Source organism: Tissierellales bacterium (genome assembly GCA_025210965.1).
Classification (GTDB): domain Bacteria; phylum Bacillota; class Clostridia; order Tissierellales; family JAOAQY01; genus JAOAQY01.
Map to the genome: position 1 here is coordinate 1 of JAOAQY010000089.1, position 24391 is coordinate 24391.

Sequence of the window (24391 nt, forward strand, 5' to 3'; positions counted from 1 at the left end):
GTTTGAATTTGCTCATTTGTATAGCCCTTTTTCATAAGTGCTTGATCTGAGAAATTATTCAATTTGCCATATTCTTTTTTAAAATCAATACTATTGATTTCAGTTATTTCATCTTCGTGGTACCCATACACCTGTAGCTCTGATTTACTTTTACTTTGTAAATCAAGTAGATTTTCAAATTCATTTTTTATATATATTTCATCATCATCTACATTATGGATAGTGTTATCATAAGCGTATGCAGTAAGGCTAAATACTAAAATCAAAATACTTGTTACAAAAGTTCTAAATTTCATAATTAACCATCCTTTTATCTGAAAGATAGTGCTGGTGAACAAATCGAAACTAATTACAAGCAGAGTATAGCACTCTGCAAAGGAATATTCAATGTAAAGACCGCGAATGGTAGTTATTATTACATGAATGGCATATGTGATGATTTTTTAGCTTTTGATTGATTTTGAAATTGGTATTAAAAGGAAAATAAAGCCAGTATATTAGCCATTCATACCCTTATAGCTACCATTTGTGAAATGCATGTTGAAATCGTGATTAGGAGATGATAGAATTTTGATGAAATAACATGTAGCGCATAGTTAATAACAAATAGAAAGGGTAAGTGGTGCAACTGAAATGAAAAGACTAAACATAATTCCAAATAAAGGTGTTGGTGATATTTATTTAGGCATGAGTCAGGAAGAAGTAGAGGAGATATTGACTGGTGAACACAGAACTTTGAGAAAGTCAGATATATATTATTCAGAGGATTATAAAGAACACGACATCATAATAGAATATGATGCTAGTGGAACGGTAGTAACTATCGAATTGGTAGATGTTATGACGGATATTTATGATGTATATTTTAATGATATTGAAGTGTTCAAAACCAAAGCTGAAGATATAATTGAGGCTTTAGAGAAACTTGATGAGTGTATTGTTGAAGAACCTGATAGGGATTTAGCAAGTGAGTATATTTTTCAGAAATTAGGACTTACCTTTTGGAGAAGCTCTGCTTTTCATCCCAAATTATTAGATGATCCAGAATTTATGGAGATGTCTGAGTCTATTAGAGAAGATGAGATGAAATACTGGTATTTTGAAAGTATAGGAGTAAGCAAATACATTTAGAAAAGAATGTTAATACTTGAATATTAGTCATAGCCTGAAAAGCAGGCTATGACTTTTTTTAGCTTGAAGCTAAAAGTAGTTTTCCCATATCAACAACCTCATCAAAATATAAAAGAGATTCATCTAAATCATGAGTTATCATTATTATAGTCTTGTCATGAAGTGAAGCTATATCCTTCATTAAGAGCTGTTTAGATTTTTGATCTACGGCAGAAAATGGCTCATCCATAAGAAGAATGGGAGTATTAGAATTTCTAGCTCGAATATATGATAGTATTTGTTTTTCTCCGCCGCTTAAATTTGATGCGTTTTTTTGATGTTTTATTTTGTTTACGATTTTACTTGAAAGACCTATATTGTCTAGGGTTTGTTCTGATAGGTCGCTATACGATCCGAACATAGTTATATTATTTTCGTAGGTATTTGAAAATACATGAGCTTTTTGTAGTGTATAGTTTATTAACCACTCGGTGTTGTACATTGATAGTGGCTTTTTATCTACTAGAATTTCTCCAGAAGATGTTTTTATATAGCCCATGATTGAATTTAGCAAAGTGGATTTGCCACAGCCATTGTGACCTACGATCGCATAGCGCTTGTTTTTTTCAAATGTAAGTGAAATATTTTTGAGTGCAAATGACCCATTTTTTACACTTAAATTTTGAATTTCTAGCTTTGAGTCAAAATTTTTCTTTGTGATTTTTGATTCTATTTTTGATTCTGAGAGCAAGTCAAAAACTTTATTTTTTACATCTTTTACAGTTTCTATAGTGGTAAAGCAATAGAGAACTTCTTCTAATGGTTCGATGAAGCTATTTATAAATCCAAGTGTAGCTATACATGTACCTATAGAAATTTCACCTCGATTGAGAAGTATGATTACCATTATAAATCCAAGCAATTGAACAATGGTGCGAGTTAGTCTATTTATTGCAAGTGATATAGATTTATTTTTACCATAGTTGTATCTGCTTTGGCGTGTCATAGATAGTGCTTTTTCATTTTCTTTTATTATATTTTTTTCATTTCTAGTATTAATTTCTCGAAATCCATTGAAAAAATCATATATGAGATTTGTATAGTTTCCTAGTTTTTCAACAAATACAAGTCTTTTAGATGCAGTTTTAGCACCAGTATACTTAGGAAGTACTGCTGAAATTAAAGAAGATACAAATACTACAGAAGCGATTCGCCAGTCTATACCTACAAACATAACTATTCCAAATACTATTATTTTGATCATTTGGTTTATAGCGCTTACTATAGGTGTAAGATAATCTTGTTCTATTTGCATTATATCGTTGCTCTGTATAGATACATATTCTGAGATATCCCTTTGGTGAAATTTGATATCATCGTATCTCATAATTGCACTAAAATAATCACTTTTTATTAGATTTTCAAATTTTACTGCATATTTCCAAATAAATATCATTTGAAGATAGGATGCTCCTACTGACACAAATGATAGAACGCAAAAAAGAACGATAAGCGTAAATAGTGCATTGGTGCTATGTGTAGAAGTCTTTGCTATTAAATCAAATATTACCTTTGGAAGATATGCAAGCGCTGCTAGAGATAATGATTCTACAATAGAAAATAAAATTTGAAGAAGAATTTCAAATTTTATTTTAAAAATATATTTTTTCAAAATAAAACCCCCTCAGTAATAAATAATATCACCGAGAGAGTTTAGTAACAACAGTAAATTTTAAATATAGTTTTTTTATACTTAGTAATTAAGTAAGCGTAGTTATTTAAGCAATTTGTTTGCTTTGCTTTTCCTCACTTATCAAAAGTTTTAGTTTATTTAGCGAAGGAATAAACAATACCATAGTGAGAGCTAATGTAAGTATATCTGCAACGGGTTGAGATACATATATTCCAGTCATTTCAAACCATTTTGGAAGTATGAGTATTGCTGGAATGAGGAAAATACCTTGCCTAGCTAGCGATAGAAGTAATGCAGGCATACCTCGTCCGATTGCTTGATAATAAGCGCTTATTACATTTGTATAAGCCATCAAAATAGTTGAAAAAGCATAGTATACTAAGAATTCAGATCCCATTGACATAACAGTTTCTGTAGGATTGTAAATGGACAATACAGCTTCATCAAATATAACGAATAGAGCACAGCTTATGACACTGATTCCTATGCTTAGTTTTACTGTAAAATCGAGAGCTTCTTTCAATCTAGTATATGATTTTGCTCCGTAGTTGTATCCAGCAACTGGCTGGAAGCCTTGTGATAATCCAAATATGATGTACATAACTATCATCATTGTTCTAGAAACAATACCTATAGCGGCTACGGCTGCATCTGAACCATATAGTGCAGCAGCGTTGTTTAAAAGAGCCATAGAAACACTTGTTAGAATATTTCTAGCAAAAGAAGGACTTCCCATTTTTAGAACTTCTATTATTAGCTCTGAATCATATGATACATTTTTGAAGTGTAAATGTAATAGTGTTTTTTTAGCTAAATAAGGGCGGATAAGCATAAACATAGTTACGAATTGAGATAAACTCGTAGCTATAGCGGCTCCCTTTATTCCGAGTCCAAGACCAAATATGAATATTGGGTCTAAAAATATATTTAGTACAGCGCCAGTTACCATAGCTATCATTGACAATTTAGCACTGCCTTCACCTCTAAGTAGGTTGTTCAGTGTCATGTTTGTTATTTGAGCGGTAGCTCCTAAAAGTATGAATATACCATAATCTCTTGAAAGTGGCATCATAGTATCTGTAGCACCGAATAAGCGTAGAATAGGTTCTATAAATAAAATTCCTAAAATAGTTATTATTATACCTAATCCGAGAGCACTGTAAAAGTTGGTAGAAACAACTTGTTCTGCTCTTTCTTTTTTGTTTTCACCGAGTAATCTAGATACATAAGAACTACCACCTATACCAAATGTAAGTCCTACAGCACCTAGAGCCATAGTTATCGGAAATACTATTTGAGTTGCTCCAGTTGCTTGTGTTCCAAGCCATGCAACGAACATAGTATCAACTATATTGTATATAGCTAGTACTAAGAGACCTATTATTGATGGCAAAGCCATTTTCATAACTGCTTTTGAAATAGAACCTGTGCTTAGTAGTTTTATACGATTATCTTCCATATTTTTACCTCCTTAATACAAAATTCTATATTTATCAAACGAATGACTTGTATCTGGATAAATATAAAACACTTGACTCATAACTTTATGATAGTATATACTTCAATCAAGAAAGAGTCAATAGATAATGAAGATAAGAGACAGGAGGAGTTGAAATGTATCATATCAAGAATGACAAGAGAGCAAAACATTCTAGTGAGAGAATTTTTGAATCACTAAAGTTGTGTATGAAGGAAAAAAATTTTCAGGATATTACTGTAAAGGAAGTAGTGGAGCGCGCAGAAGTTGCACGTGCAACATTTTATAGAAATTTTGACAGATTAGAAGATGTGCTCAGATATGAATTAGATACAAAATTTTCGGAGCTTTATGATTATCTAAAGGAATATTATAAATCAGAACCGGATTATTTCAAATCGTTTTTTATAGTGCCTTTTTTAAAATTTTGGTATGCAGATTCTGCAATAGTAGAACTGCTTATAATGGCTAGACAGAGGAAGGTTTTGAGTGAAGCATTTGTAAGTTTGTTAGAGCGAGGAATCAGTGAATATTATGGAGATGGCGAGATTGAAATAGATCATTTCAATTACTTCTTGGCGTTTAGATCAGGTATAGCTATAAATGTATTGGTAGAATGGATAAGAACTGGGAAAAAGGAAACTCCTGAGGAGGTTATAAAGATACTTTCAGAGCAGGTTTCAAGCAGTATGCACATGGGTCTTTTTTCTAATTAATCACGTATATAATTGTCATTGGATTGTAAACACTTCATTAATTATCCAGAGTAAAATTAGGTTAGAGTTCAATAAAATAAATAGGAGAGGATAATATGGGGGAAGTTTCTAATCAAAGCAAGAAAAACGTTAGATTGTGGCTTGGTTTAGGAGTAATAGTTGTAGCATTATTGATTGTGTTGTTTTTTTCTGTAAAAAATATTAATGAGCAGGAGAATTTTACTATTGAGAATTTACCAAAAGATTTGAATTTAGAACAATTAGTCTGCGCTATAATTACAGAAATTGATGGCGATAAGGCTAAAATAGCTTATGGCGTAGAAGATGAAGAGAAAATAAGGAAACAGGTAATTGAAAAGGAAATAGATTTAAATATTCCATTATTTAGTATTAAAGACCCAAAATTAAAAAATACAAAGAGTGATGTAATTGAAATATCTAATTTAACAACTAATGATTTAGCAAATTTGAAAGAAGGAGATCTAATCTATCTTTATTCTAAAGGAAATTCATACTTAAAATCGGGGATTAAAGTTGGATTTGCTGTAAAAGTTGATAAATCACCCATAATATTAGATTATGATAGTGGATACAAAGATTTTAAAGCAGAAAATGATTTTAGAGAAGATAAAAGTATGATTACTGCAATTAAATACGATGATGCTTGGCTATTTTTTGATTCGTTTGATGACTATCTTGGTGATAGATCAATGTATTTAAGTGCAGACAATTTTTATAAGTACCAAAATGGAACAAAAATTAATTACTTGATGAGTTCTGTAAAGGATAGAACATTAGGAATAGTATACTTAGAAAACATTGAAATTTTAAATATGGAAAACGCATTTGGAGCATTAGCGGAGTTTGAGTCATATGATGAAGCTAAAGGTAATTGCAGTTTTATGATTGATGGAACTAGCGAAAAAATTAATATTTCAAACAATATGAAGAAAGATGATGTTGAAATTTTGAAGTCAGAAAAGTTAAAAAAAGGAGATAAGGTTGCTATATATAGAAATTTAGTGGGAAATTTAGTAAAGCTATTTGGACCAATAGATAGAGATAGGAAAATATTTACGGGAAAAATAATTGATGAGAAATCAATAAATAGATCAAAGTGGACTCAGTATTTGTGGCTTCAAAACACAAATGGTGAGAAAAAAAGATTTATTGCAGATGAACGATTACTAGAGAAAAATTATACGTTAGGAAAGGAAGATGTAGTAGAATTTGAGTATATTAATGGAGATTATGTGGTAGAAAGTAAATTATTAGTGAAATTGAATATGGAAAATCATTTATACAGATTGTTAAATATTGAAGACGATAGAATTGAAATTGGATTTAATCACTTTGAGCGAGATGAGAACTCTGATTTTGAAAAAGAGGATCGATTGTGGCTGAATAAATCAAAAGATTTTAGGTGGTTTAGTGATGAAACATTAGAGGATGCTATAGGACGAAGTGTAGGTATAAAATTAGATGAAAATAATGAAATTACAAGTATGTCTTCTAAAAATGAAGATAGTGATGAATATATATACTATGATGGAAAATCACCACTTAAAATGAATGAGACAGAAGAATCCCCATTTATGCTAGGTGTTTCAGAGGGAAACAGCGAATTAGTAATGGATACAAGAATAAAGGCATTGTATAATAGGAGTTTTATAAGTAATGGTATATTAGAGATGAAATACTATGTTTACAATTATGATGTAGACAGAGTGAAAAGCGATATACATCAGTGGAATGCTGTTAAAGCGGGGCGCTTTGATAATGTAGAGGGTATAGAGGAATTCGGGTTAGAGAGACTTAATTTGAAAACTGGTGATATGTGTTTGGTCAGTACAAATGCAAAGGGTGGTGTACTTCGCGATTCAAATATAAGCAAACTAATAAAGCTAGTACCAAGTGAGGATTCTATATTCGATGGAATAGTTGGTTTAGAGTCATTTGAAACAATCGATGGGAAAAATTACAAATTTAGAGATGACGTCAAATTGATTATAGAAGATAAAGATATAGAGCTAGAAAGATTTTTTGAAGACTATAGAGCACAAGTTAAAGCATGGCCTATAGTTGATTACAACGGGAATGTCGAATGTTTGGTAATACAAAAAGATAGCATTACTGAAATTTAAAGCTGAATTTATGTATTCTAAAATAATAAAAAGTGCTTATTGAATAGATTAAATATTCAATAAGCACTTTTTATTTATTCCATAGGCATATCTTGGTCTGCAGACCATTCATATATAGATGCTTCATAGTTCCTAACTTTGTCAAAGCCCACGGCTCTGAGGATCGTGGATACATATCCAGATCGTATACCCATAGTTCAATAAACTACAAAATCATCTTGTGGTTTAACTCCCATAGAAGCCATGATTTCTTTGATTTCAGATGGTGATTTAGGTGTAGCATCTTCGTTTAATAACTCTTTCCACTCTAGCCAAGTAGCACCTTTGATGTGTCCACCTCTAGCTTCACCAGCGGCAGTACTTCCATCAAATTCTTTTTTAGAACGAACATCAATAATTTTCATTTTATCTAAATTATTATATACAAAATCTTTGCTCGCACTATAGCTTTCATCATATTCGCTTAATGTAAGACCCGTAGATTTTGTAGGTTCGAAAGTTTCATCCGTTACTTCATAACCTAAGTTTTTCCAATAGCCAAGGCCTCCGTATAGTAATTTCACATTATCTAGACCAGCCATTTGAAGCTGCCATACATTTCTACCATCAGGGCCCGGACCTTTAAATACATCCGAGTACAAGACTACTGTTTTATCATTTGTTACACCTAGAGATTCTAATTTTTCTTTTAAATTTTTGATTGGAAGTGAAGTTCCCCAACCAAGATCGCCTGGACCACCTTCAGTGTTTGAAAGTGAATGAAAGCCTATATTTACAGCACCTTTTATGTGCTCTTTGCTATATAAGTTCATCTTATTTCCATCTAGTATAACCAAGTTTTCGTTGCCTATCATATCGTTTAGATCTTTTGGCAATATAAATATATCAGGATTTTCAAAATCTGAAAGATCTATTTCGGATTCGCTAGTCACTGATACTGGTTCGCTTTTACAGCTAGTCATGAAAAATAAAATACTGAGCATAGCTATAAAAAACATAGTAATTCTTTGCTTCATTAATGATTCACTCCTTTAATTTTAATATTTTTATATTGAATATATATAACTATCAAACTAAATATAAAGAAAGATAAATTTACTATATTCATAAAACGTGAATTTGGTATTTGACCCATAGAAATATATATAAGAGTCATTGGAATTTTAGCAATCAACCTTATGAACATGTATTTTTTAAAATCAAATTCAAATAGTCCAGACAAGTAACCTATTATATCTAAAAATGGATTTGCCCAAAGAGAGAATATGAAAACTACGGGTATCTGAAACTTTAAACACCAGGTTTTTATATCAGTAAATATTTTTTTTGTAAACAAAGTATTAGATAATAGTTTGCCTATTTGATAACAAATGATAGAACTTAAAATAAGTCCTATATAGTATAGAACAAATACTTGATGGGATTTGAAAAGTTCCATACCTGAAAATATAACCAAAAAATCTTTAAGAGGAAATAAAAAAAATTTAAAAAAGCTAATTATGACAAAAACTATGCTAGAAATATTTCCAAAGGAAGAAATATATCCGCTTAATAGATGCTTATCCATAAGATTAAACATGAGTAAAATTTGCGCCGTGGTATTAGATTTTATAATTAAAAACACTACAATTATTAATAAAAAGAATGCTGGATTTTGTTTTTTCAAAATAATCACCTTCGATATTCATATAGCTACAAGTTTATACAAGAAATATGATATCATGTATACAAGAGTTAATGATGATAAATATTTTTATGAAAAAACAATTTCGATAAAAAATATTAATAGATAAAAAGTATTAGTAACGTCGGTAAGTCTTTTTATCGAGATTTTTAGTTTTTTTATCCAATGACGACATAGTGGTGTAAACCCCTCCGCAATATTATTTTATATTACAAAAAAGCTTACACCACTTATTAAATAGATTAACTATTTGGTTTTTATATGTTATTTAGAAAGTATTTCCACACCATCTTCAGTAACTAGAAGTGTATGTTCCCACTGGGCAGATAAACTACCATCTACAGTAAGAGCAGTCCAGCCGTTAGATTTGTCTATAAACAAATCTCTTTTACCGGCATTTATCATAGGTTCTATAGTAAAGACCATTCCAGGAACTATAAGCATGTCAGTACCAGCATCTCCAAAATGAGCTATAAAAGGTTCTTCGTGTATAGCTAGGCCTACGCCATGACCGCCGAATTCTCTTACTACAGAGTATCCATTTGATTCAGCATGTGTTTGTACAGCATAGCCAATATCACCGATAGTAGATTTCCATGGTTTTACAGCTGCTATACCTTTCTCTAGACATTCTTTGGAAATTTTTACAAGCTTTTTAGCATCGTCGCTTACACTTCCAATTTCAAACATTCTCGAAGCATCTGAATAGTAACCCTCAAAAATAGTTGTAACATCAACATTTATTATGTCTCCATTTTTGAGAATCACATCTTCACTAGGAATACCGTGGCACACCTCATTGTTTACAGAAGTGCAGAGGCTTTTGGGAAAGCCTTGATAATCTAAATCTGCAGGAATCGCACTGTGTGAATAAGTAAAATCATTTGCTAAGGTATTGATCTCTTCAGTAGTCATACCTTCTTTAACGCTAGATTCTAAAAGATCTAAAAGTGCATTGTTGATTTCTGCACATTTCTTGATACCTTCTATTTGCTCCTTGTTTTTAATCATATCTCTAGTTGGTACTATGTAGTCTTGTTCTATAAATGTTTCTAATTTTTCATCAAAAGATAAATGACATTTTTTATATTTTTTACCGCTGCCGCACCAGCACTGATCATTTCGCCCTATATTCATCATATCAATCGCCTCCAACATCAAGTATAACATAAATAAGATTGGTTTTGGGCATAAGCAAAAAAATATGGGTAATATTAGATTTGTGATGTGTTTTGATGTATAATAATAAAAACATATGAGGGAAAGGGTAAAATATTAGGGAAGGAAGTATTTTATATGAATTGTCCATTTTGCGAGATTAAAGAATATGTATTTGAAAATGAGCTATGCTATGCAGTTTATGACAAATATCCAGTTACAAAGGGTCATATGCTTATAATAACAAAAAGACATGTAGCGGATTATTTTCAGATGACAGAAGAAGAGTTAAAAGCAGCACTAGACTTAGTAGATGATTGTAAAAATCATTTGGATGAAGTGTTTAGTCCAGATGCCTACAATATTGGATCAAATGCTGGTTTGGAAGCTGGGCAAACCATCATGCATTTGCATATTCATTTGATTCCTAGATATAGAGGTGATATAGAAGATCCTACAGGAGGAGTTAGAGGTGTCATACCAGAAAGACAAAAGTATTAGAGTATAAGTAATTTTTGTTATCTCGAAACTAGGTATCGATAATTTAGTAGTAATATTATTTTAGAATCCAGACACATAGATGTCGGGATTCTTTTTTTATAATAAAGATACAAAAAACAATTTGGGGAGTGATTTTGATGAGTAATATAAAACGTTATAGAATACACGAAGAATATATTTATTCAGAAATGGTTGAAGCAGGAGATTTTGTGTTTTTGAATTTTTGTGTTGGAAATATTGGTGGAACAATAGAACAGCAGGTTGAGGGTGCGCTAGATGATATGGAAGATAAATTATCAAGTATAGGTTTGAATTTAGAAAGTGTGGTAAAGGTAGATGTGCTTTTAAGAGATGTGTGGAATTTGCCGATAGTAGAAAAAGTATTCAAAAAAAGGTTTAGAGGTAATTATCCAGCTAGAAAGACTATAGGAACAGAATTTGCACATGCAGGAGGTGCAAATGGACTGCATGTGCAAATAGATGGTGTTGCATATAAAAAGTAGATTAATCTTTATATATTTCAGCGATAGATTTTATATGTTCTAAAATTCTATTTCTAAGGATATCTGGGTTTATTATTTCTATATTATTTCCAAAGCCTAAAAAATGAGCAAACCAAATGTGTTCGTTTTCAGGAAGTTCTATGAAAAAATCAATGTATTCAGAATCTACATGTTTTTTACGAGCTTTTGGAAAGTATTCTAAAAATCTAGATTCGAATTCATGTTTACAACGAATTTGTATATTTAGATATTTCCTATTGTCATCAGATATTATTTGGTCAAATAATTCATTAGCATTTGGATGTGCGTTTAGTTGTTCTTGGTTCATTACGGACAAATTATTTATGCGAGATATTTTGTAGATACCATAACGGTTTTTCTTCATATCATAGGTTAGTAAATACCAAGTATACCATTTGAACTTAAAGAAGATAGGTTCGACATCTTTGAAAGAAGAATTTCCGCTAGCATTTGTGTAATTAAAAGATAAGCATTTTTTATTTTCTATAGAATAGTCTATTTGAGTTAGATTAAATGTTAGAGTTTCAGATTCAGTTGCAATATTTAAATCAAAGCCATAGTTATTGCTTGAATGATTGTTTTCAAGGGATTCTATGGTTTTTTTTATATCTGAAATACCACTATTTTCAATAGAATTGTGAGATGATTTGTAGCTTTTTAGTATTTCGTATCCTCCATTTGCACCTCTGTGTGAAACTATAGGTATGCCAGCAAGATTGATAGACTCGATATCACGCTGTATGGTTCTCTCGGATACTTCAAATTTTTCAGAGAGAACCTTACCAGATACAATATTTTTGTTCATAAGGTAAAGTGTTATTGCCAAAAGTCTACTAGTTTTCACGAAAATCACTCCTATTATAAAGATTTTATCATAAAAACAATGGTATAAAACGCATAAAGCGTATAAAATAGATGTATAAGCAAATTTTGATGCTAAATCCGTTTCATTAAAAGGATAGTAGTGTATAGATGAAAAGAGGTGATAATTATGCTAAGAGGTAAGAGCGACAAGTTAGCGATTTTAATTGATGCAGAAAATGCTCAAGCGGGAGCCTGTTCGAAATTGTTAGAAGAAGTGTCGAAGTTTGGAGTGTCAACAATAAAGAGAGCCTATGGTGATTGGACAACAGAGAGGCTCAAGAGCTGGAAACCGTATTTGCACAGACATGCAATACAGCCTATTCAGCAATTTAGTTATACTACGGGTAAAAATGCTACGGATTCGGCACTCATAATAGATGCTATGGATTTGCTTCATACTGGTAATTTAGATGGTTTCTGTCTAGTTTCATCAGATAGTGATTTTACAAGATTAGCTACGAGAATCAGAGAAGATGGACTAGTCGTATATGGATTTGGAGAGCAAAAAACTCCAGAAGCTTTTATATCGGCTTGTGATAAATTTATTTTTACAGAAAATTTGGGACGCAAGGACAAGATTGATGATCAGAGTTTACTAGATAGAAAATTAGAGGATTTGGTATCTACAGCTATAGATGCGGTATCAGATGATGGAGGATGGGCTTTGCTTTCGGGAGTAGGGGCCTATATTACAAAGAACAATCCTTCGTTTGATCCTAGAAATTATGGGTTTGAAAAATTAGGCAAATTAGTTAAGTCTTTGGAGTATATTGAGATTCGCGAAGAGCGTTTTAACGACCAATCTTCTAATGTTCACATATACATTAGGATAGTAGAAAAATAAGATTACTTGAAAAAAAGACTCGTAGCATATATAATAAAGACTGCAACGTAAAAAACTCGTGAACGGAGCAAATTTCTTGCAAAGATAAAGAGGTCATAGCCAACATGTCAACTAAGTATATATTGACATGCTGGCGATGGCCTTTTTTCTATTCTTAAAAATATATTAAAATCAGCAAATAGCAGATTATTCGTGTTATGATAAACGTGGTTATAAAATTATAAAGAAAGTAGGGATGATTTTGAAAAAGAAATATAAAATAATAATAATTGTAGTGCTTCTAATCATTGCTGCTATTATAGCGTATCCTAGGATAGCATATAGTTACGATGTCATAAAATACGATGGAAAAGAAGTATTGGTTAGAACAAATGTGTTTTCAAAAAATTCAGAGCGTTTGAATATGGACACAATGGTTTGGATAGATAGCAGGGATATAAATAAAGAAGAAATTGAAAAACTTGAATCATTAAAAGATGATTTGGAAAATAAAATTAAAGAGTATAAAAGACTTGAAGGGTTAGAATGGAAAGAAGCTTGGAAAATAATGACAGATAGTGAGAAAGCGAGTTATAGAACTCGTGGTCTCAAAATGAAAGAATTTGTCCCAGCTACAATTGAAGACGCAAATGAAAAAATAAAAAAAATAGAAGAGCGAATAGAACAATTAGAAAATTAAAAATAATAAGCAGCTATATATTTATTATACATTATGGTAAAAAATAGCATAAATATCACACAATTAACAGATAGAAATCATAGACTTGTTCTATATACTAGATTTCGAAGAGGGAGAATACTGTTAAGGAGTGATACATGTTGAAAAATTATATTGATAAGAGTTACAAATTGTACATTGATGGAAAGTGGGTAGATGGTGTAGATGGAAATACATTTGAATCTATATCACCGGTAACAGGAGAGATTCTTACTACATGCGTAGAAGCTAGTCCGGCAGATGTTGATTTGGCAGTTGCAGCAGCGAGAAAAGCATTTAAAACTTGGAAGGATGTAACAGCTCAGGAGAGATCAAATATTCTCTTGAAAATCGCAGATAGATTGGATGAAAATGCAGAGAAATTTGCTATGATAGAGACTCTTGATAACGGCAAACCTATTAGAGAAACATCAGCTATAGATGTACCTTGGAGTTCAGATCATTTTAGGTATTTTGCAGGTGTTGCGAGAACTATGGAAGGCGAGAGTGTTATGATAGATCCCAATACTCTTAGCATGATTTTAAGAGAGCCTATTGGCGTAGTTGGTCAAATTATACCTTGGAACTTCCCATTGCTTATGGCAGCGTGGAAAATAGCACCATTGATTGCATCAGGAAACTGTGCTGTAATCAAGCCATCAGAGTTTACGTCTATAAGTATATTAGAATTTATGAAACTTATAGAAGATTTAGTGCCAGCTGGTGTTATAAATATTGTAACGGGTGAAGGCCCTAATTCAGGAGATTATTTACGTCAGCATGAGGGAATTGACAAGTTAGCATTTACAGGATCGACGAGAACGGGACATGCTATAGCAGATGCTGCAGCAAAGAGATTAATACCAGCTACACTTGAGCTTGGTGGTAAATCAGCTAATATTTACTTCCCAGATTGTCCATGGGACAAGGCTATAGAAGGCTTGCAATTAGGAATACTATTTAATCAAGGACAAGTTTGTTGTGCTGGTTCTAGAGTATTTGTCCACGAAGATATATATGATAAGTTTGTAGCACAAGCTATCGAAGAATTTAATAAAGTAAATGTTGGAAATCCACTAGAAATGACTACTCAGATGGGATCGCTAATAAACAAGAAGCAGTATGAAAAAGTATTAGGATATATTGAAACAGGCAAGAATGAAGGCGCTAAAGTAGTTTGCGGTGGCGAAGCTATTACAGGTGGAGATTTTGACAATGGATACTATATTCAGCCAACATTATTTGTAGATGTTACAAATGATATGACTATTGCTAGAGAAGAAATTTTCGGGCCAGTTGCTGTTATTATTAAGTTTAAAACAGAAGAAGAAGTAATAGAAATGGCAAATGATACAAACTATGGTTTGGCCGGAGCTGTTTGGACGAAGGATATAAACAGAGCAATCAGAGTTGCTAGAGCAGTTGAAGTTGGTAAAATGTGGGTTAATGACTATAATAATTTACCGGCGGGAACTCCATTTGGTGGATACAAACAATCAGGACTTGGTAGAGAGACACATGCCATGATTATGGAACATTACACTCAGAAGAAAAATATTATGATTAGCTTGAGTGAAAACCGTCTAGGATTTTACTAGAAAATCTATTAGCCATGGAAAATCCGTAAAATAAAATATATACAAATTATTAATTAATAAGAGAACCTTGAGTCGAAATTTCATTTTATAAAATGAAACTTTGAATTGAGGTTCTTTTTTGTGATTAGAAAAATGTAGTAAAAAAAATATATCGGGGTAAATATTAAAGGGATTAGTAGAAATTTTCTGAAAGAAGGTATTTTATGAAGATTGGTAGAAAAACAATTACTACAATTATTTCTATACTAGGAATTATTGTATCTATATTTTTAGTTAGCATGGAATTTATAACTGAAAGTTTTTGTCCTTTATTTTGGGGAGTGCCGGCGTGCTATTTGGTACTGGTATCGTTTTTGCTCGTTAGGATTTCACAATTTGACTGGGATGATTTAAGGATAAAGATAATTTGCTTTTATGCAGGTGGATTTTCAGGAATTGGATTGGCAGTATGGTTTAGTTACAATCAACTATTGGGATTTGAAAATTGTCCAAGTTTTATGGAGATTCCCCTTTGTTATGTCTCGCTAGTAGCGTTTTTGATCATACTATTATTGGGCCGGGAAAAATCGTGAAATAAGGATTTATTATTCAAAATATGTTATACTTATGAGGTAAAATGAGTTTTGTATACAGATTTTTTAAATTTAAGGAGTGAATGACATGGCAGAGGTAAAACCAAATATCAATTTTGATGTTTTGGATAAAATTGATATTAGAGTCGGATTAATCGAAGAGGTAGAGTCTATAGAAAAATCTGACAAATTAATGAAATTGACAGTTGATTTTGGAGAGTTTAAAAGAACTATACTTGCTGGAATCAAAGAAGAGAGAGAAGATCCAACTGAAATAAAAGGAAAACAAGCTTTGTTTGTAGTAAACTTAGCTCCAAAGAAAATGTTTGGTGAAGTTTCAGAAGGCATGCTTTTCGATATTGGATACAACGACGGAATAACACCTGTGTTAGCTCAGCCAGAAAAAGAAGTACCTAATGGCGTTCAAGCTGGATAGAGGAGAAGAGAATGGGAAGTTTTGATAGTCTTTTAATGATATTTACAATGATTGGTATTGGAGTGTTTTTAGCCAAAAAAGGCGTTTTGAATAAAGATACGAATAAAGTGTTTTCAAAACTTGTAGTAGGCTATGCACTGCCCCTTATGATGATTGTAAGTCTTCCAACTAGATTTACAAAAGAGATGTTAGTTGAGTCTCTTGGCGGTATAATAGTTGCATTTTTGAGTATTGGACTGACCTATATTATAGCAAGGATAATATGTATTATTATAAAAATAGAGCCTCGTAAAAGAGGCCTTTTTTGTACCATGATGGCATTTGCAAATGCTATATTTATAGGTTTACCTATGAATATGTCACTATTAGGAGAAGAAAGCGCTCCATTTGTGTTTTTATTTTATATGGCAAATACAATATTATTTTGGACTGTAGGAGTATACGGCATTAGGCAGTCAGGAAGAAAGAATGAACGCATAAGTGGTGTAGAGACTGTGAGACGGGTTTTTTCACCACCATTAATAGGGTTTTTAATAGGCGCGTTTCTTGTGATTAGTGGAATTAGACTACCGTATTTTGTTGAAAAATCATTTTCATATATGGGTCAGTTAACAACACCTCTAGCAATGCTATTTATAGGTACGGTTATTTCTGAAATAGATTTTAAAGGTATAAGATTAGATAGATGTGGTTATGGCATATTAATAGGGCGATTTCTAATCGCCCCTGTAATTATGTGTTTTGTACTTTCATTTGTAGAACTTCCTAGTTTGTTAGAGACGGTATTTAAAATAGAAGCTAGCATGCCTATAATTACTCAATCAGCACTAGTATCAGATTACTACGAGGCTAATGCTGAATATGCAGCATTTATGGTTGCGCTGTCTACGCTTCTAACACTTATTATAATACCGATATACAGTACAGTTTTTATCTAATGCGGTCTTTTAAATCACTTAAGCTCGTATTGCCTAGACCCATTTTTTCAAGAGTGCGTCCCGTTTTGAAATAATCAGTATCATTGTAAGCAGATGCTATATGGATACAAGATTCTACTATTGGAACTCTTATGCCAGCTAGAGCTGCAAGTTCATAGCACGGAACTAAAAGATAAGCTACATCTTCTGTGATGTAACGCGATTTAGAACTAGCTGGAGCACTTTGGATTTTTGCATGAGTTGTAGAGGCTCTATTGAATTCATAAACTGATTGGGCATTTGAATCATAGAGTGCATTCATAGCTTCTAGCTCAGTTCTGAGATTTATATCTAGAGCGTTTCCAACAGATAATCGTTCACAATCCATTTTTGCAGCAGCATTTGCAGTAGCTGGGCTACAGCAATCTTTGTAGTAATTGAAATTACCTTCGAAATTTTCGAGAAGACCTATATTTAATGTAGTTAATAAAGGATGCCCACCAAAATTGATGTTTTCTAGACCTGCAATTATAGGATGACCTAGAATTTCGATAGGTATTGGGAAACATGATTCAATTTTTTCTTTTACAGTAGAACTTTGAGTTTTAGGAAAAATACTCATAGGAAGAAATTCTTTTATACCCATGATAGCTATTTTGCCTGGTGATACAATTCTGCAGGCCCATGGAATACTTATGGAATCAACAAAGGTTATGGATAAATCATCGTAACCTTTGTTTTTTTTCATATTGTTTAAAACTAGCCCTCCATAGTTTCCAGGCATGAGAATAAGTGTTTGATCAGTTTTTAGATGCGGAAGCATTTTTTCGAATAGAATTTCTTGAGCAAATGAAGGACAAACCATTACAAGTAAATCTGAATACGATACAGCTTCTTCTATATCAGTAGTGGCTTTGTCAATTTTGGCGGTTCCAGCAAATAGCATATTGCAGTCATGCAGACTATCAACTGCCTCAATTTGTCCTGAAGATTGTACAGCTTTTATTTGAGTATCGAAATCTGGAGAGTCATATAGACAGATTGAATGACCTAATTTGGCGAAGTGATATGCAGCGGTCATTCCACCATTTCCAGCTCCTATTATGGTAATTTTTTTCATAGTATAACCTCCTAAATAAGAAATTTATACAATATTTCATAGCAATAATGATGCCAAGTTAAAATCGCTAAAAATAGGCATGAAAAATAAATTAATTTCTCAAATATAGAAACATTCTCGATTTGAGAAATAGATATTATCAATATGAGAATATTGTCATAAAAATAACGAACAAAACCGCATGAAAACTAACTTTGAAGAAAATAAATTGTGGCATAGTATTTGCTAAATTATTAGTTCAACGGGGATGCTATTTTCCTAGAACAAAATACTAAAAAAATACTAAACAAGAATATTGGAGGGGTAGTATGGGAAGTCAGGCTCAAAAGGTAAAAGAAGAGAAAAAAATCGTCAAGAGGAAAGGTTTTTCAATGCCAAATACAGCGGCACTCCTATTTATGATGATTGCATTTGTTGCACTTATGACTTACATTGTACCAGCAGGAGAATTTCAAAGGGTAGTTGATGAAGCTACACAGAGAACACTAGTTGTACCAGGATCTTATCAATCAGTAGAGCAAACGCCAATAAATTTAATTGGGTTATTGTCATCTGTTTACAGAGGAATGACTAGTGCATCAGAAATTATAGCATTTGTATTTGTTATAGGTGGAGTATTTGGATTGGTAACCAAAAGTGGTGCTATAAATGCAGCGCTTGGTAAATTAATTCGAAAGATGGAAGGGCGTGAAACGCTTCTAATATCTATAGTTATGACAGCATTTGCAATTTGTGGAGCTACATTTGGAATGGCTGAAGAGACGTTGCCGTTTGTAGCGGTTCTTGTGACTGTTTCACTTGCGTTAGGATTTGATTCGGTGGTAGGAGTAGCCATGGTAGTAGTTGGGGTGTATTGTGGATATTCAGCAGGACCACTAAATCCATTCAATACTGGAATAGCTCAGGGAATAGCACAGCTACCATTGTTTTCTGGATTGGGACTTAGATTAGTTGTTATGTTTGGTGGACTTGCGATAGCTATACATCATACGGTTAGGTATGCAAAAAAAGTTAAAGCACAAGGTGGAGAAAAACTTGATGCGGAGACTATGGAAAAATTGAAAAAGCAACAAGAAGAGTTTCATTCAGAGATGACATCAAAACACAAATTAGTACTAGCTGTATTGATTGCGACTATTGGATTATTAATATTTGGAGTACTTAAGTATGGATGGTATTTTAAAGAAATATCAGCACTTTTTATGGGTATGGGATTAGTAGTAGGATTTATAACTTATAATGGAAATATAGATAAAATTGCAAAGGAATTTATGAATGGAGCAGCAGATATGACTAGTGCCGCTGTTTTAGTGGGATTGTCTAGAGCTATATTGGTAGTGACTCAAGATGGAAAGATAATGGATACTATAGTATATGCATTGTCAATTCCATTAAGTCAATTGAATAATATATTTGCCGCATGGGGAATGTATATAGCACAGGGTTTTATAAATTTTGTAATTCCATCATCAACAGGGCAAGCGGTTGTTGTAATGCCAATTATGTCATCGCTTAGTGATATAACTGGAGTTACTCGTCAAATTGCTGTTTTGGCATTTGAAGCTGGGGATGGATACTGGAATATGATAACACCGACACATCCAGTAGTTATGGCATCTATAGGTCTTGCAGGAATTTCTTTTCCTAAATGGTTTAAATATGCATCAGGACTTGTGCTGAAGTGGACTATATGGATTCTTGCTATTTTAGCAATTGCAGCAACTATAAACTGGGGACCATTCTAGCAATAGAATAATTTATTTTAGGTAAATTATTGCTGATAAATTCATATAATTAGTATATGAAATAGAAAACTGATATAATGATAATAGATGAAGGTGGAATTTTTATTTGACAATAGGCACTAAAGCTGATAGAGAATAGGAATTCCACCAATTTGATTGTGAAGAAGGGATCTATATGATAGTTTTATCGGAAATAAGGGACTATGTTCAAAAAACAGCATTGATAATAGCATCAGTACTCGAAATGCAAGTTATAATAAGTGATCTCGACAATAGGCTACTGGGAGATAGTGAACAAATTAAAGTTTCAGAGCTGGATTGCTTGAGTGAGCGATCAATACTGAGAAAAGTTATGATTTCAGGCGAGTCGATTGTACTAGAAGATTTAGATCAACACGAAGGTTGCAGAACATGTAAGAAGAGGGAGCAGTGTTATGTTCTAGCTATAGTTGGTGTCCCTATAAAATATCAAGGCAAGGTGATTGGAAGCATAGGTATTTTAGCAGATTCTAAATCGGCTAAAGAAAAACTATTGGAAAAAAGAGTGTATTATTCAGAGTTTATAGATCAGATGTCAGATTTACTTTTGAGTAAATTAAAAGAGAGAGAAAAAAATAAGCAACTAATGGTTTTAAGACAGAGACTTATTTCTATAATAGACACCATCGATGGAGGGCTTGTTGCTATTGATGAGTTAGGAGAAATCATATATATAAACACCAAGGCATATGAATTGTTTGGAATAAAGGCTATGAGCTATGATAATCGTTCTATAAGTGATTTCTTGGTGCTAAGAGATTTAGATGAATTGATAGAGAATGGAACGAATTTTAAGAACAGAGAACTGAGGATAGATAATCAAAAAAAATCAGTACATACGCTTGTTTCTGGCAGAAGAATACTAGTTGGCAATAAGAATTGCGGAGCTATTATAACTATAAAAAAATTAAAGGATGTGTATGAAGAAGTTAATGACTTGTACAATGGTCACATAGAAACTGGATTTGATGAGCTAATAGGAGATAGTAATTCTATGAAGACATTGAAGCGAAAAGCACTTAGAGTGTCTAAAGGACTATCTACAATAAGTATTTGTGGAGAAAGTGGAACTGGAAAAGAGTTAATAGCAAGGGCAATACATGGAGCAAGCAGTGTTGCTAAAGGTCCATTTGTAGCCGTAAACTGTGCAGCTATTCCTGATAGTCTTTTGGAAAGCGAATTATTTGGCTATGAGGAAGGCGCTTTTTCTGGTGCTAAAAAAGGTGGAAAATTAGGCAAATTTCAACTAGCTGATGGTGGAACGTTGTTTTTAGATGAAATAGGTGAAATGCCGCTTCATCTCCAGACAAAATTACTTAGGGTCATACAAGAGCGGAAAATAGACAAAATAGGGGCATCGAAGAGTATACCTATAAACGTTAGAATAATAGCTGCAACGAATAAAGATTTAGAGAAAATGATCGTAACTGGTGAATTTAGAGAAGACTTATTTTATAGATTATATGTCATTCCAATAGTTGTTCCACCACTTAGAGAACGTCTTGAAGATTTGGATCAATTAATAAAATATTTTTTAAATAGATATAATGAAATACTAAGTAAAAACATAAAGGGAGTTAGCCAAGATGTTATGACTCTTTTCATGGAGTACGATTGGCCTGGTAACGTTAGAGAACTTCAAAACGTATTAGAATATGCGGCGAATATGACAACACAAGATTATATTGGAATAGGACATATCCCATCTAGACTTTATGATAATGCTGATAGAATCCAAATAGAAGAGGAAAAGATGATTAGGCCATTAGAGGAGACAGTTTTGAGCCAGATAAAGATAGCTGTGGACTATTATGGTAATAGTGTGGAAGGTAAAACAAAAGCCGCTCAAGCTTTGGGGATAAGTAGAGCGACTCTTTATAGAAAATTGAGCGAAAATTAAATTCTAGAAATCTCCAGAACTACTGTAAATCCAGCGTATACTTGCTGTAACATTAGTTTCATCTAATGACAAAACTTCTATTTTGGCATATCCATTTTCACGGGTTTTTACTATATAAATGTGCCCAACGATGAGTTTAGGAGCAGCTTCTGTAAATTCGGCATCGGAAATATTTTTTACAGAATCGAAAGAAACTTGGCCGAGATCGGCAGTTACATTTTTTAGTATATTTTCATCGCCATATCTAATCCAAAGTCCTTCTTCGTATTGGTCGCCTAAAACAGGTTCCCAAAAAACTAAAGATCCATCTTTTCTAGCGTCGAATTCAGCATCCCACTCTACATCATCAAGTCTGAGTTCAGCTTCTGAGAAATCGAAACCATTGTGAGTTAAAGTACCTTCATTATAAGATGGAGTTTCAGATTCGCCCTCTATGGTGAATTTCATTTTTATACCATTAGATAGAGATTTATTATCCGATGATTTTATAGAAGATTCAATGTATAGAGTGTAAGTTTTACCAGATTCATAATCTAACGCTGGGCTTGAGACGAGCACTTTTTTATTTGTATCTAAACCCAATTCTGTATTTAATTTTTCCCCACTAGAATCTTTTACATAAATATAGTCGGAAGTTAGATAATCTTTATTGATATCATCGTTAAACACTATAGTCCAAGTTTTTTGTTTTGAGATATTGTCAGTACTAGTTTTAGTCCATGATTCATAAGTTTTATCTCCAGGCTCTGGTTCTGGCTCAGGCGTTGGTTCAGGCTCAGATTCTGGTTCTGGCTGAGGTTCTGGAGAAGAGCCATCTGATACACTAGAGCTTGTATTTATAGTATAACCACCAGCAAGGTCAAGTTTTCTGTGAATCATCAGGTAATAGTCTCCTGAATCTAGATTATTGTCGAAAACTCGATATCCACCATCGCTTCCATCGTAGTCTCTAGCTGTATCGAAATTTACCAAAACTAAAACACCATTGTCTTGAAGTCTAGTCAACCTGACATCATCAAATATTTCATTTGCTATGATGGAGATATCTAAGGAACCAGATTCAGACAGGGTTAATTTATAGTAGTCATAAGAATCGTAAATTCCAATATCAGATCTATATCCCATATGACCTTCTTTGACGGTATTTAATCCTAGATTCATTGCAGTATCAACTGAGTCATTTTCATTTGTTTCAACTTCATCATTTGCTTGAGGTATAGGTGTAAATGTATTTGATATAGAATAGCTGGCTGGATCATCGTCACCAACTATTTGTACATAATAAGTTCCTTTGGCCAATGTAGAGCCTGAAACAGTGTATCCGCCGCTATAATCGTAATCTCTAGCGGTGTCAAAATTTACTAGAACAGCGACCCCGTTTGTCTGTATTAGATTTAATCTGACGTCATAAAGTGGGGCACTAGATGAAATTTGAACATTTAAGCTACCATCTGATGGTGTGGTTATCTTATAGTAGTCATAGTAATCTTTTCCAGAAGGTAAATCCTGGCTTATATAACCAGAATCACTTGAATTGATTTGTAAAACATCTGCATTTTCGTAGGTGTTGTTGTCTTCAGTTTCTGCTAATGAAATCGGAGTCATGATGAAAAAGATGAGCAGTGTAGTAAATAAAACTGATATTCTTTTCACGAAAATTACCTCCTCATTGGTATTGGTATTAGAGCGATGACATATATTATGTATATACCCATTTGAAAATTTGTATCAACTTGTAAATTTTCAAAAAATAATTCTTAAATTTTGCATAAGGTGTTGAATTTTATGTTCAGAGTGGTATAATATATTTGGGTCTTGAAATAGATCGTGCAAATAAGGATGGCTTTGCATACCCGCGTAGGGGTCGCTAAAATCTACGTAGCACCGGATCTGACGGTAACAATCAGATTGTCATCCAGACATTGTACACCAATGTCTTTTTTTATAACTTAAGTTTTAAAAGGTGTAAAATGAACTTGAGCTTCAAAGGGGAATATTGCAATGAATCTTTTAAGTGACTTAGTTTCTTCTAAAATATTTGTAGGTCAGAAGAGGGCTCCAACGTTTGATCAGTTTTGCTTGTCGGATTTAGCAGCGTATTATGAGACGTATTTGTGCAGTAGAAACTTTACATATTTATGCCGAGATGAAATTGGAGATAGTTGTGTTTTGACTATTAGCTTTCACAAGGGGAATTTTGCACATCTTACAGGTATAGATAAATGCGTCCCGCGAAAATACGGTGCGCTGGATATATTTGAAAATATTGAGATCGGTAAGTGGGATAAAAAAGAAATAAAAAAAATGGATGCATCTAAGAAGAATATGCATTTTAAAAATGCAAAGAAAAGAATGAGGTATCTAGCAACCATTTACGATATATTACAGGATCCTAAAGTTATTAGGTTTAATCCTGATTTAGTTGTTCCGTCAACCTATGTAAAATCAAAGTATATGATTACAGAAACAATAAATAGCACATATGTACATTTAGGAGTAGATGTTCCAAGGGAGCATTATGAAATATCTGAGGATATGGAACTTTTATTTCCGCGAACATTGCTGATAGAGGAAAAAGAAAAGTTCATGCAGGGACAGAAAAGATATGAAGTTGAAAAAGTCATTATAGAATCTAAGGGTTAGATATCAATA

General features: G+C 32.7%; 23 protein-coding genes. 14 read left to right on the top strand and 9 right to left on the bottom strand.

What is annotated here, in order from left to right; all coding sequences use genetic code 11:
- The coding region (locus N4A40_06640) for a hypothetical protein (GenBank protein MCT4661524.1) at window positions 1-296 on the bottom strand (296 nt) is incomplete at its 3' end.
- Window positions 297-633: 337 nt separating this feature from the next.
- Between N4A40_06640 and N4A40_06645 the strand changes: the two genes are divergently transcribed.
- Window positions 634-1131, top strand: a complete 498-nt coding sequence (locus N4A40_06645; GenBank protein ID MCT4661525.1) for a hypothetical protein — start codon at window positions 634-636, stop codon at window positions 1129-1131.
- Window positions 1132-1189: 58 nt separating this feature from the next.
- Here N4A40_06645 and N4A40_06650 read toward each other — a convergent pair whose 3' ends face one another.
- Both N4A40_06650 and N4A40_06655 read right to left on the bottom strand, forming a co-directional pair.
- Window positions 1190-2782: an ABC transporter ATP-binding protein/permease gene (locus N4A40_06650; GenBank protein MCT4661526.1), complete on the bottom strand. Its 1593-nt coding sequence runs from the start codon at window positions 2780-2782 to the stop codon at window positions 1190-1192.
- Window positions 2783-2888: 106 nt separating this feature from the next.
- Window positions 2889-4262: an MATE family efflux transporter gene (locus N4A40_06655; protein MCT4661527.1), complete on the bottom strand. Its 1374-nt coding sequence runs from the start codon at window positions 4260-4262 to the stop codon at window positions 2889-2891.
- A gap of 155 nt (window positions 4263-4417) precedes the next feature.
- Here N4A40_06655 and N4A40_06660 point away from each other — a divergent pair, with 155 nt between their 5' ends.
- A complete protein-coding gene (locus tag N4A40_06660; protein ID MCT4661528.1) occupies window positions 4418-4996 on the top strand; it encodes a TetR/AcrR family transcriptional regulator in 579 nt (192 codons plus the stop codon).
- Window positions 4997-5091: 95 nt separating this feature from the next.
- Complete coding sequence (locus tag N4A40_06665) at window positions 5092-7140, top strand: hypothetical protein (GenBank protein ID MCT4661529.1); 2049 nt, start codon at window positions 5092-5094, stop codon at window positions 7138-7140.
- Between the two features lie 197 nt (window positions 7141-7337).
- Here the strand turns inward: N4A40_06665 and N4A40_06670 are convergent, their stop codons facing one another.
- The 3 genes from N4A40_06670 to N4A40_06680 all read right to left on the bottom strand — a co-directional run bounded on the left by N4A40_06670 (window position 7338) and on the right by N4A40_06680 (window position 9964).
- Window positions 7338-8156 carry a rhodanese-like domain-containing protein gene (locus N4A40_06670; protein MCT4661530.1) on the bottom strand — a complete coding sequence of 273 codons (819 nt, stop codon included), beginning with the start codon at window positions 8154-8156 and terminating at the stop codon, window positions 7338-7340.
- Window positions 8156-8806, bottom strand: a complete 651-nt coding sequence (locus N4A40_06675; protein MCT4661531.1) for a VTT domain-containing protein — start codon at window positions 8804-8806, stop codon at window positions 8156-8158. Before N4A40_06675 ends, N4A40_06670 begins: the two co-directional genes overlap by 1 nt.
- 282 nt (window positions 8807-9088) lie before the next feature.
- Entirely contained in the window at window positions 9089-9964 is an 876-nt protein-coding gene (locus N4A40_06680) for a methionyl aminopeptidase (protein ID MCT4661532.1), read from the bottom strand.
- A 156-nt stretch (window positions 9965-10120) separates the two neighbouring features.
- Here N4A40_06680 and N4A40_06685 point away from each other — a divergent pair, with 156 nt between their 5' ends.
- Window positions 10121-10483: an HIT family protein gene (locus N4A40_06685; protein MCT4661533.1), complete on the top strand. Its 363-nt coding sequence runs from the start codon at window positions 10121-10123 to the stop codon at window positions 10481-10483.
- Between the two features lie 137 nt (window positions 10484-10620).
- Window positions 10621-10986 (top strand): Rid family hydrolase, encoded by a 366-nt coding sequence (locus N4A40_06690; protein ID MCT4661534.1) that lies wholly within the window; start codon window positions 10621-10623, stop codon window positions 10984-10986.
- Between the two features lies 1 nt (window position 10987).
- Here the strand turns inward: N4A40_06690 and N4A40_06695 are convergent, their stop codons facing one another.
- A complete protein-coding gene (locus N4A40_06695; protein MCT4661535.1) occupies window positions 10988-11851 on the bottom strand; it encodes a WYL domain-containing protein in 864 nt (287 codons plus the stop codon).
- 147 nt (window positions 11852-11998) lie between these two features.
- Here N4A40_06695 and N4A40_06700 point away from each other — a divergent pair, with 147 nt between their 5' ends.
- The 6 genes from N4A40_06700 to N4A40_06725 all read left to right on the top strand — a co-directional run bounded on the left by N4A40_06700 (window position 11999) and on the right by N4A40_06725 (window position 16956).
- Entirely contained in the window at window positions 11999-12715 is a 717-nt protein-coding gene (locus N4A40_06700) for an NYN domain-containing protein (GenBank protein ID MCT4661536.1), read from the top strand.
- 241 nt (window positions 12716-12956) lie between these two features.
- Window positions 12957-13394 carry a hypothetical protein gene (locus N4A40_06705; GenBank protein MCT4661537.1) on the top strand — a complete coding sequence of 146 codons (438 nt, stop codon included), beginning with the start codon at window positions 12957-12959 and terminating at the stop codon, window positions 13392-13394.
- A 137-nt stretch (window positions 13395-13531) separates the two neighbouring features.
- Complete coding sequence (locus N4A40_06710; GenBank protein ID MCT4661538.1) at window positions 13532-15010, top strand: aldehyde dehydrogenase family protein; 1479 nt, start codon at window positions 13532-13534, stop codon at window positions 15008-15010.
- Between the two features lie 203 nt (window positions 15011-15213).
- On the top strand, window positions 15214-15582 hold the full coding sequence (locus tag N4A40_06715; GenBank protein MCT4661539.1) for a hypothetical protein: 369 nt from the start codon (window positions 15214-15216) through the stop codon (window positions 15580-15582).
- A gap of 88 nt (window positions 15583-15670) precedes the next feature.
- Window positions 15671-16018 (top strand): hypothetical protein, encoded by a 348-nt coding sequence (locus N4A40_06720; protein ID MCT4661540.1) that lies wholly within the window; start codon window positions 15671-15673, stop codon window positions 16016-16018.
- 11 nt (window positions 16019-16029) lie between these two features.
- Complete coding sequence (locus N4A40_06725; protein MCT4661541.1) at window positions 16030-16956, top strand: AEC family transporter; 927 nt, start codon at window positions 16030-16032, stop codon at window positions 16954-16956.
- On the opposite strand, the gene N4A40_06730 is transcribed toward N4A40_06725, so the two are convergent.
- Window positions 16949-18055, bottom strand: a complete 1107-nt coding sequence (locus N4A40_06730) for an NAD/NADP octopine/nopaline dehydrogenase family protein (protein MCT4661542.1) — start codon at window positions 18053-18055, stop codon at window positions 16949-16951. The genes N4A40_06725 and N4A40_06730 overlap by 8 nt on opposite strands.
- 308 nt (window positions 18056-18363) lie before the next feature.
- On the opposite strand from N4A40_06730, the gene N4A40_06735 reads away from it, so the two are divergent.
- Window positions 18364-19800, top strand: coding sequence for a TIGR00366 family protein (locus N4A40_06735; GenBank protein MCT4661543.1), 1437 nt, complete (start codon window positions 18364-18366; stop codon window positions 19798-19800).
- Between the two features lie 175 nt (window positions 19801-19975).
- The gene (locus tag N4A40_06740) at window positions 19976-21739 is read left to right on the top strand and encodes a sigma 54-interacting transcriptional regulator (protein MCT4661544.1); all 1764 of its coding nucleotides are present in this window, start codon (window positions 19976-19978) and stop codon (window positions 21737-21739) included.
- 3 nt (window positions 21740-21742) lie between these two features.
- Here the strand turns inward: N4A40_06740 and N4A40_06745 are convergent, their stop codons facing one another.
- Window positions 21743-23392 (bottom strand): hypothetical protein, encoded by a 1650-nt coding sequence (locus N4A40_06745; GenBank protein ID MCT4661545.1) that lies wholly within the window; start codon window positions 23390-23392, stop codon window positions 21743-21745.
- Between the two features lie 348 nt (window positions 23393-23740).
- Here N4A40_06745 and N4A40_06750 point away from each other — a divergent pair, with 348 nt between their 5' ends.
- The gene (locus N4A40_06750; GenBank protein ID MCT4661546.1) at window positions 23741-24382 is read left to right on the top strand and encodes a PBECR4 domain-containing protein; all 642 of its coding nucleotides are present in this window, start codon (window positions 23741-23743) and stop codon (window positions 24380-24382) included.
- The last annotated feature ends 9 nt before the right edge of the window (window positions 24383-24391 follow it).

What these genes read in the sequence shown, in the direction of transcription:
- N4A40_06690 (MCT4661534.1), top strand. Translation starts at nt 10,621, where the DNA reads ATGAGTAATATAAAACGTTATAGAATACACGAAGAATATATTTATTCA.
- N4A40_06735 (MCT4661543.1), top strand. Translation starts at nt 18,364, where the DNA reads ATGGGAAGTCAGGCTCAAAAGGTAAAAGAAGAGAAAAAAATCGTCAAG.
- N4A40_06670 (MCT4661530.1), bottom strand. Translation starts at nt 8,156, where the DNA reads ATGAAGCAAAGAATTACTATGTTTTTTATAGCTATGCTCAGTATTTTA.
- N4A40_06655 (MCT4661527.1), bottom strand. Translation starts at nt 4,262, where the DNA reads ATGGAAGATAATCGTATAAAACTACTAAGCACAGGTTCTATTTCAAAA.
- N4A40_06740 (MCT4661544.1), top strand. Translation starts at nt 19,976, where the DNA reads ATGATAGTTTTATCGGAAATAAGGGACTATGTTCAAAAAACAGCATTG.
- N4A40_06685 (MCT4661533.1), top strand. Translation starts at nt 10,121, where the DNA reads ATGAATTGTCCATTTTGCGAGATTAAAGAATATGTATTTGAAAATGAG.
- N4A40_06715 (MCT4661539.1), top strand. Translation starts at nt 15,214, where the DNA reads ATGAAGATTGGTAGAAAAACAATTACTACAATTATTTCTATACTAGGA.
- N4A40_06710 (MCT4661538.1), top strand. Translation starts at nt 13,532, where the DNA reads ATGTTGAAAAATTATATTGATAAGAGTTACAAATTGTACATTGATGGA.
- N4A40_06665 (MCT4661529.1), top strand. Translation starts at nt 5,092, where the DNA reads ATGGGGGAAGTTTCTAATCAAAGCAAGAAAAACGTTAGATTGTGGCTT.
- N4A40_06720 (MCT4661540.1), top strand. Translation starts at nt 15,671, where the DNA reads ATGGCAGAGGTAAAACCAAATATCAATTTTGATGTTTTGGATAAAATT.
- N4A40_06645 (MCT4661525.1), top strand. Translation starts at nt 634, where the DNA reads ATGAAAAGACTAAACATAATTCCAAATAAAGGTGTTGGTGATATTTAT.
- N4A40_06730 (MCT4661542.1), bottom strand. Translation starts at nt 18,055, where the DNA reads ATGAAAAAAATTACCATAATAGGAGCTGGAAATGGTGGAATGACCGCT.
- N4A40_06660 (MCT4661528.1), top strand. Translation starts at nt 4,418, where the DNA reads ATGTATCATATCAAGAATGACAAGAGAGCAAAACATTCTAGTGAGAGA.
- N4A40_06700 (MCT4661536.1), top strand. Translation starts at nt 11,999, where the DNA reads ATGCTAAGAGGTAAGAGCGACAAGTTAGCGATTTTAATTGATGCAGAA.
- N4A40_06750 (MCT4661546.1), top strand. Translation starts at nt 23,741, where the DNA reads ATGAATCTTTTAAGTGACTTAGTTTCTTCTAAAATATTTGTAGGTCAG.
- N4A40_06680 (MCT4661532.1), bottom strand. Translation starts at nt 9,964, where the DNA reads ATGATGAATATAGGGCGAAATGATCAGTGCTGGTGCGGCAGCGGTAAA.
- N4A40_06725 (MCT4661541.1), top strand. Translation starts at nt 16,030, where the DNA reads ATGGGAAGTTTTGATAGTCTTTTAATGATATTTACAATGATTGGTATT.